General features: G+C 72.9%; 6 protein-coding genes. 1 reads left to right on the forward strand and 5 read right to left on the reverse strand.

Annotation, left to right across the window (positions count from 1 at the left end; all coding sequences use genetic code 11):
* Positions 1–79: 79 nt before the first annotated feature.
* On the reverse strand, positions 80–1,051 hold the full coding sequence (locus tag ACWGIU_RS23600) for a GlxA family transcriptional regulator (RefSeq protein WP_453708797.1): 972 nt from the start codon (positions 1,049–1,051) through the stop codon (positions 80–82).
* Between the two features lie 100 nt (positions 1,052–1,151).
* Here ACWGIU_RS23600 and ACWGIU_RS23605 point away from each other — a divergent pair, with 100 nt between their 5' ends.
* Positions 1,152–2,789 (forward strand): ABC-F family ATP-binding cassette domain-containing protein, encoded by a 1,638-nt coding sequence (locus ACWGIU_RS23605; protein WP_453708799.1) that lies wholly within the window; start codon positions 1,152–1,154, stop codon positions 2,787–2,789.
* Positions 2,790–2,859: 70 nt separating this feature from the next.
* Here the strand turns inward: ACWGIU_RS23605 and ACWGIU_RS23610 are convergent, their stop codons facing one another.
* From ACWGIU_RS23610 to ACWGIU_RS23625, 4 genes are all read right to left on the reverse strand, one after another.
* A complete protein-coding gene (locus ACWGIU_RS23610; RefSeq protein ID WP_453708801.1) occupies positions 2,860–3,639 on the reverse strand; it encodes an SDR family NAD(P)-dependent oxidoreductase in 780 nt (259 codons plus the stop codon).
* Between the two features lie 7 nt (positions 3,640–3,646).
* Entirely contained in the window at positions 3,647–4,822 is a 1,176-nt protein-coding gene (locus ACWGIU_RS23615) for an MAB_1171c family putative transporter (protein ID WP_453708803.1), read from the reverse strand.
* The gene (locus ACWGIU_RS23620; RefSeq protein WP_453708805.1) at positions 4,812–5,312 is read right to left on the reverse strand and encodes a hypothetical protein; all 501 of its coding nucleotides are present in this window, start codon (positions 5,310–5,312) and stop codon (positions 4,812–4,814) included. The genes ACWGIU_RS23615 and ACWGIU_RS23620 overlap by 11 nt, the downstream gene beginning before the upstream one ends.
* A 271-nt stretch (positions 5,313–5,583) precedes the next feature.
* Positions 5,584–7,462, reverse strand: a 1,879-nt coding sequence (locus ACWGIU_RS23625; RefSeq protein ID WP_453708806.1) for a Tex family protein, incomplete at its 5' end; no start/stop codon positions are given.

Here is a 7,462-nt window from a genome sequence, read left to right on the forward strand (position 1 = left end):
CCTCCGGAGCGATGGTCGGAACACGGCTCCGCCCGCGTGGGGCGGCTCTTTCTCCTTCTCGGAGCACCGGGGGCGGCGCTCAGGGGCCCGACGTGCCGAAGCGGCGGCGGTACTCCGCCGGCGGCTGGCCGAGGATCCGTACGAAGGCCCGGCGCAACGCCTCCGGGTTCCCGTACCCGCAGGCCCGGGCGATCTGTGCGATCCCTTCCCCGCTCTCCTCCAGCAGCCGCCGCGCATGGTCCACCCGGACCCGTTCGACGTACCGGCCGGGCGTGACCCCGGTCTCCGCCTGGAAGGCCCGCGCGAAGTGCCGCGGCGACAGCCGGGCACGGGCGGCGAGGTGCTCGACGCCCAGCGGCTCCTCCGGGTGCTCGGTGATCCATTGCTGCACGTCCCTCAGCGGGTCGCGCCGGGCCGTCTGGGCGGCCAGCTGGGCGCTGAACTGCGCCTGGTTGCCGGGCCTGCGCAAGAACACCACCAGATGCCGGGCGATCGTCAGGGCGACGTCCTGCCCGTGGTCCTCCTCCACCAGCGCCAGGGCGAGGTCGATCCCCGCCGTGACCCCGGCCGAGGTGGCCACCGGTCCGTCCCGTACGTAGATCGGGTCCGGCTCGACGGCGACGGCCGGGTAGTCCCGTGCCATTCGCTCGCAGGCGTTCCAGTGCGTCGTCGCCCGCCGCCCGTCCAGGAGCCCCGCCTCGGCCAGCAGCAGTCCGCCCGTACAGACGGAGACCAGCCTTTCCGCGCCACCCCCGTGGGTACGGAGCCAGTCGGTGATCCGGGGCTCGAAGTCTCCCGTGAACCGTCCCCCCGGGACCAGCACCGTGGTCCCGGGCCCCGGCCGGGCGCTCTCCAGGTCCCCGTCCGGCACCAGCGTCAGTCCGCTGCCGGTGCGCACGGGCCCTCCTGCGGGAGAAACCGTCCGGATCGCGTACCCGGCCCGCCCCGGAAAGCGGGCGAGCGCGGCGAAGACCTCCACCGGCCCCGTCACGTCCAGGCTCTGGACCCCGTCGTAAAGGAGGACGAGGACGTTGCGCGGCGATGACGACATGGCTTCATGGTGTTCCGTCGCCGCGATGGCCGCAATGACGTGCTTCCCACCTATCCGGCCATGCCGGGTGCGGTCCCGGCGCGGATAGGATCGGCACATCATGACTGCAACCCTCGTCGCCAAGAAGCTCACCGCCGCGCACGGTGAGCGCACCCTCTTCGCCGATCTCGACCTCGTCGTCGCCCCGGGCGACGTCATCGGCCTCGTCGGCGTGAACGGCGCCGGGAAGTCCACCCTGCTGCGGCTGCTCGCCGGGCTGGACACCCCCGAGACCGGGCAGCTGCGGCTCTCCCCGCCCGGCGCCGCCGTCGGCCACCTCCCGCAGGAGCCGGAGCGCCGCCCCGAGGAGTCGGTCCGGGAGTTCCTGGCCCGCCGTACGGGCGTGGCGGCCGCCCAGGCCGAGCTCGACGCGGCGACGCAGGGCCTGGTGGACGGAACGCCGGGCGCGGACGACGCGTACGCGACCGCGCTGGACATGTGGCTGAACCTCGGCGGCGCCGACCTCGACGAGCGGGCCCAGGAGGTCGCCGACGAGCTCGGCCTCGCCGTCGGTCTCGACCTGCCCATGACGGCGCTCTCCGGCGGCCAGGCGGCCCGCGCGGGCCTCGCCTCGCTCCTCCTCTCGCGCTACGACGTCTTCCTGCTCGACGAGCCCACCAACGACCTGGACCTGGACGGTCTGGAGCGGCTGGAGCGGTTCGTCAAGGGGCTGCGGGCCGGCACGGTCGTGATCAGCCACGACCGCGAGTTCCTCACCCGGACGGTCACCAAGGTCCTCGAACTCGACCTCGCCCAGCAGCAGATCAACCTCTACGGCGGCGGCTACGACTCCTACCTCGAAGAGCGCGAGCGCGCCCGCGACCACGCCCGCGAGGAGTTCGAGGAGTACGCGGGCAAGAAGTCGGCCCTCGAAGGCCGGGCCCAGATGCAGCGCAACTGGATGGACAAGGGCGTGCGCAACGCCCGCCGCAAGGCCTCCGACAACGACAAGATCGGCAAAAACCTGCGCGGCGAGTCCAGCGAGAAGCAGGCCGCCAAGGCCCGCCAGACCGCGCGGGCGATCGAGCGGCTGGACGTCGTCGACGAGCCCCGCAAGGAGTGGGAGCTGCGCATGGAGATCGCGGCGGCCCCGCGCTCCGGGTCCGTGGTGGCCACTCTGCGCGAGGCGGCCGTCCGGCGCGGGGACTTCTCCTTCGGCCCGGCCAGCCTGCAGATCGACTGGGCGGACCGGGTGGCGATCACCGGGGCCAACGGCGCCGGCAAGTCCACCCTCCTCGCCGTCCTGCTGGGCCGGCTGGCCCCGGACTCCGGGTCCGCCACGCTCGGCTCCGGCGTCCTGGTCGGCGAGGTGGACCAGGCGCGCGGCCTGTTCCTCGGCGACGAACCGCTGCTGGAAGCCTTCTGCGCGGCGGTCCCGGAGACCGAGCCGGCCGAGGTCCGCACCCTGCTGGCCAAGTTCGGCCTCAAGGCGGCCCACGTCCTGCGCCCGGCGGCCACCCTCTCCCCGGGCGAGCGCACCCGGGCGGCGCTGGCCCTGCTCCAGGGCCGCGGGGTGAACCTGCTGGTCCTGGACGAGCCGACCAACCACCTCGACCTCCCGGCGATCGAGCAGCTGGAGGCCGCGCTCGACGCCTACGAGGGCACCCTCCTGCTGGTCACGCACGACCGCCGGATGCTGGACGCGGTGCACGTGACCCGCCGCCTGGAGGTCTCCGGCGGCAAGGTCACGGAGCTCTAGGTCCTGTCCGGGCGGGTTGCGCTGCCCGTGGCCCGGGCGCGTACGGGCCCGGGCTGCGGACCGGGCCCGCTCAGACCTCCCGGTCCGCCGGCGGCCGGCGCTTACGGGCCATCCTGCCCGCGACGAACGTGCGCGGGAGGTGCCGGACGGCGAGGGCGTAGGCGCGGTAGCGGCGGCCGGTGATGCTGACCGGGCGGCGATGGGCGAGGTCCTTCAGGGCCTGCGCGACCACGGCCTCCGGCTCCAGCCAGACCGCTTCGCGCAGCGCGCTGACATCCATCCCGGCGCGCTCCTGGAACTCGGTGCGGGTGAAACCGGGGACCACGGCCAGCACCCGGACCCCGTACGGTGCCATGTCCACCCGGAGCGACTCGCTGAAGGCGGTGATCCAGGCCTTGGCGGCTCCGTAGGTCCCGGTCGGCAGGAGCCCCGCCACCGAGGAGACATTGAGGACAGCGCCCCGGCGACGTGCGCGCAGGCCCGGCAGGACGGCGTGGGTGAGTCGGAGGGGGACCTTGACCAGCAGGTCGAGCATCCGCTCCTCGTCCTCGACCGGGCTGTACGGGAAGGGTGCGGGCAGTCCGAAGCCCGCGTTGTTGACCAGGATGTCCACGGGACGGGCCGAGGCGGCGAGCCGCTCGGTGACGGCCGCGCAGTCCGCCGGGTCCAGCAGGTCGGCGGGCAGCACCTCGGACGCGGTGCCGTACTCCCGGGCCAGTTCGGCGGCGACGGCGTCGAGCCGGTCCTTGTCGCGCGCGACGAGGACCAGGTCGCAGCCCTTGGCGGCGAAGCCCCGGGCGAAGGCCGCGCCCAGTCCGGCGGAGGCGCCGGTGATCAGTACGGTGGTCACGACCGTTTCACTTCCTTGTGGTGGCCGGCGCGGCGTACGCCTGGGCGACGTCGACGAGGAACCGGGCCTCGTCGGCCAGGTCCCCGCCCTCCTGCGAGGTGTGGATCGCGGCGGGCAGTTCCAGCGCGGCCGCCTCCCCCGGCTGCCCGGGCGCTCCGTCGAGCTTGGCCTGCCGGGCCTCCTTCAGTACGCGGGCCAGCGCGGCGGCGGTGGCCCGCTGCTCGGGGACCCCGTGGCCGGTGACCTGGCCGCGGGCCTGTTCCAGGGCGCCCGGGGTCACGTACTCACCCAGGATCAGGATCGCGTCGCGGGTCTCGATGACCTTGCGGTAGACGAGCAGGTTGCGCGGCACCGGCGGCCACAGCAGCTCCATCATCCGCCAGGCGCGCGGCTTGTTGAGAGCCACGTGCGGCACCGCTTCGACCAGGTCGCGCCACAGCGGCCACAGTCGCCAGGCCGTGGCGATGTCGGCGCAGGTGCGGCGGAGCGTGAACAGGGTGGGCACGAGGATCGCGGCGGCGCGCAGCAGGCCGTGCAGGTTCATGAGCAGCGGGAGGGCGGGCATCGCCCAGGTGCTGCCGAAGAGGGCCTTGAGCAGGTACGCCAGCCAGAACAGTCCGGCGAGAGCGGTACCGAGGCCGAACAGCCGCAGGCCGGCGGCCAGCCCCCGGCTCTCGGTACGGCGGCTGTAGCGCGAACAGAGGGCCACGCAGACGATGTTGGCGACCACGTGCGCGGAGATGAGCACGAGCCAGTACGCGAGGGAGGGCACCGGGTCGCCGACCGGGGGCATGGTGTGCGTGCCGTGGCCGGGCGCGGCCGCGTCCAGGGCGAGGAGGGCGGTGAGCCAGGCCACGGTGGCGACGCAGGCGGTGAGTTGGAGCCTGCGGCCGCGGGTGGTGGCAGCCACGAAGTAGAGCACGGCGCCGGCCGACAGTACCCCGATGAGGTTGCGGACGAGGCCGATGGTGTGGGCGTAGCCCGGGCCGCGGCTCATCGCGTACGAGACGACGTCCGGGAGGTTGAGGGTCATCGCGGCGGCGGCAGTGGCGACGGCCAGCCACAGGCCGCGCTGCTGGGGGGAGCGCAGGGCTCCGGGGGCACGGAGCAGGACGGCGGCCCACAGGCACATGACACCGGGGACGGCGAGCCAGTTGCCGAAGGCGGTCAGGTCAGTTGCCATCGGTGCCCCGCTCGTATCCCATGGCGGACTCCAGCCGGGCCAGGGTGCCGCGCGCGCCGTTCGCGGACCGCGGGCCGGCGTTCGCCGTGCGGATGCGGATCATGCTGGCGAGCATCTCCGCCTCCTGCTCCTGCCGGGTGGTGTAGTTGGTGCGCCCGAGCACCACGGGTGCGTGCCCGTCGGCCTCCTCCCCTTCCAGGGAGTGGTGGCCGAAGAGGATGTGGCCCAGCTCGTGGAGGACGATGTGCTCCCGGTGCAGTGGCGTGGTCTGCGCCTCGTAGAAGACGTAGTCGACGCTGGCGGTGCCCACCCACAATCCGCAGACTCCGGACTCGGCCGCCTCTTTGGGGAGCGGGTGGAGCCGGATGGGGCGGCCGCGCCGCTCGGCTATCCGGCGGCACAGGTCGTCGAGGGAGAAGGGGTGGGTCAGATCCAGATGGCCGAGAATCTGCTCGCACCTTTTGCGAATGCTGAGTTGCCGGTGGGGCATGTGATCCCTCTTCGGACCCTTTCCGGGGCAACGGTGGTAGGCGTGTGTGGGCATGGGCATGGCGTCCTGTGCCTTCGAGGCGGCCTCGGGGAATGCGGTCCTGAGGGGAAAACACGGAAGCCCGTCCGCCGAGTGACGAACGGGCGTTCCACCATCCCTACAGATCTTGTACGGGAGTTGGCAAGGCAAGTCCCCAGGTGGGGAAGCTATTCGGCCACTCCGTACGAAGACCCGCACGTGCCGGGTGGCTGCAAGGCACCCTTGACGGCTCCTACCTCTTGCGGCGCTCCTCGGGGGAGGTGAGGCCCGCGCGGCGCAGGGCGTCCGCCATCGCGCTGTTGGCGGGGGCGGGGGCGGGGGCGCCGCCGCCCTGCCGACGGCCTTGGCCGCCCTGGCCGCGTTCGCCCTGACCGCGTTCGCCCTGGCCCTGGTTCCGGCCGCCCTCGCGGGTACCGGACCCGCCGCGCTGCTGCGGCGGACGGCCACCGCCGCCACCGCCGCCCCGCCGGTCCTCGCGCTGCCGGGGAGCACCCGCTCCGCGCTCCGCCCCGGCCTCGTCCTCCAGCCGCAGGGTCAGCGAGATCCGCTTGCGCGGGATGTCGACGTCCATGACCTTCACACGGACGATGTCGCCCGGCTTGACGACGTCCCGCGGGTCCTTGACGAAGTTCTTCGACAGCGCCGAGACGTGCGCGAGCCCGTCCTGGTGGACGCCGATGTCGATGAAGGCGCCGAAGGCGGCCACATTGGTGACGACGCCCTCCAGGATCATCCCCGGGGCCAGGTCGCCGATCTTCTCGACGCCCTCCTTGAATGTGGCCGTCTTGAAGGCCGGGCGCGGGTCGCGGCCCGGCTTCTCCAGCTCGCGCAGGATGTCCGTGACGGTGGGCAGACCGAACGCCTCGGTGACGAACTGCTCCGGCCTCAGCGAGCGCAGGACACCGGAGTTGCCGATCAGGGCCGCCACCTCGCTGCCCGCCGTCTTGGCCATGCCCCGGACCACCGGATAGGCCTCGGGGTGCACGCTGGAGAAGTCCAGCGGGTCGTCCCCGCCGCGGATCCGCAGGAAGCCCGCGCACTGCTCGTACGCCTTCGGGCCGAGCCGGGCCACGTCCTTCAGCCCCTTGCGGCTGCGGAAGGGGCCGTTGGCGTCGCGGTGGGCCACGATGTTCTCGGCCAGGCCGCCGCTGATGCCCGACACCCGCGAAAGCAGCGGTGCGGAGGCGGTGTTGACGTCGACGCCGACGCCGTTCACACAGTCCTCGACGACCGCGTCGAGCGAGCGCGAGAGCTTCACCTCGGACAGGTCGTGCTGGTACTGACCGACGCCGATCGACTTCGGGTCGATCTTGACGAGCTCGGCGAGCGGGTCCTGCAGGCGACGGGCGATGGAGACGGCGCCGCGCAGCGACACGTCCATGTCCGGCAGTTCCTGCGAGGCGAAGGCGGAGGCCGAATACACGGAGGCGCCCGCCTCCGAGACCATCACCTTGGTGAGCTTCAGCTCCGGGTGCCGCGTGATGAGGTCCCCGGCCAGCTTGTCGGTCTCGCGGGAGGCCGTGCCGTTGCCGATGGCGACCAGCTCGACGGCGTGCTCCTTCGCCAGGCGGGCGAGCTTGGCGAGGGACTCGTCCCATTTGTTGGCGGGGACGTGCGGGTAGATCACGTCCGTGGCCACGACCTTGCCGGTCGCGTCCACGACGGCGACCTTCACACCGGTGCGGAAGCCCGGGTCCAGGCCGAGGGTCGCCCGGGTGCCGGCGGGAGCCGCGAGCAGCAGGTCGCGCAGGTTGGAGGCGAAGACCCGTACGGCCTCGTCCTCGGCGGCCTGGCGCAGCCGCATCCGCAGGTCGATGCCGAGGTGCACCTGGATCTTCGTACGCCAGGCCCAGCGGACCGTGTCGGCCAGCCACTTGTCGCCGGGGCGGCCGCGGTCGGCGACGCCGAAGCGGCGCGCGATCATGCCCTCGTACGTGGACGGGCCGGGCGTCTCGCTCGGCTCCTCCGGCTCCAGGGTGAGGTCGAGGACGTCCTCCTTCTCCCCCCGCAGCATGGCGAGGACGCGGTGCGAGGGCAGCGCGGTGAACGGCTCGGCGAAGTCGAAGTAGTCGGCGAACTTGGCGCCCGCCTCCTCCTTGCCCTCACGGACC

Source organism: Streptomyces sp. NPDC054840, assembly GCF_053611065.1.

Bases quoted from the DNA above. Each gene is read 5' to 3' on its own strand.
- ACWGIU_RS23605 (WP_453708799.1), top strand. From the start codon at position 1,152: ATGACTGCAACCCTCGTCGCCAAGAAGCTCACCGCCGCGCACGGTGAG.
- ACWGIU_RS23620 (WP_453708805.1), bottom strand. From the start codon at position 5,312: ATGCCCCACCGGCAACTCAGCATTCGCAAAAGGTGCGAGCAGATTCTC.
- ACWGIU_RS23600 (WP_453708797.1), bottom strand. From the start codon at position 1,051: ATGTCGTCATCGCCGCGCAACGTCCTCGTCCTCCTTTACGACGGGGTC.
- ACWGIU_RS23615 (WP_453708803.1), bottom strand. From the start codon at position 4,822: ATGGCAACTGACCTGACCGCCTTCGGCAACTGGCTCGCCGTCCCCGGT.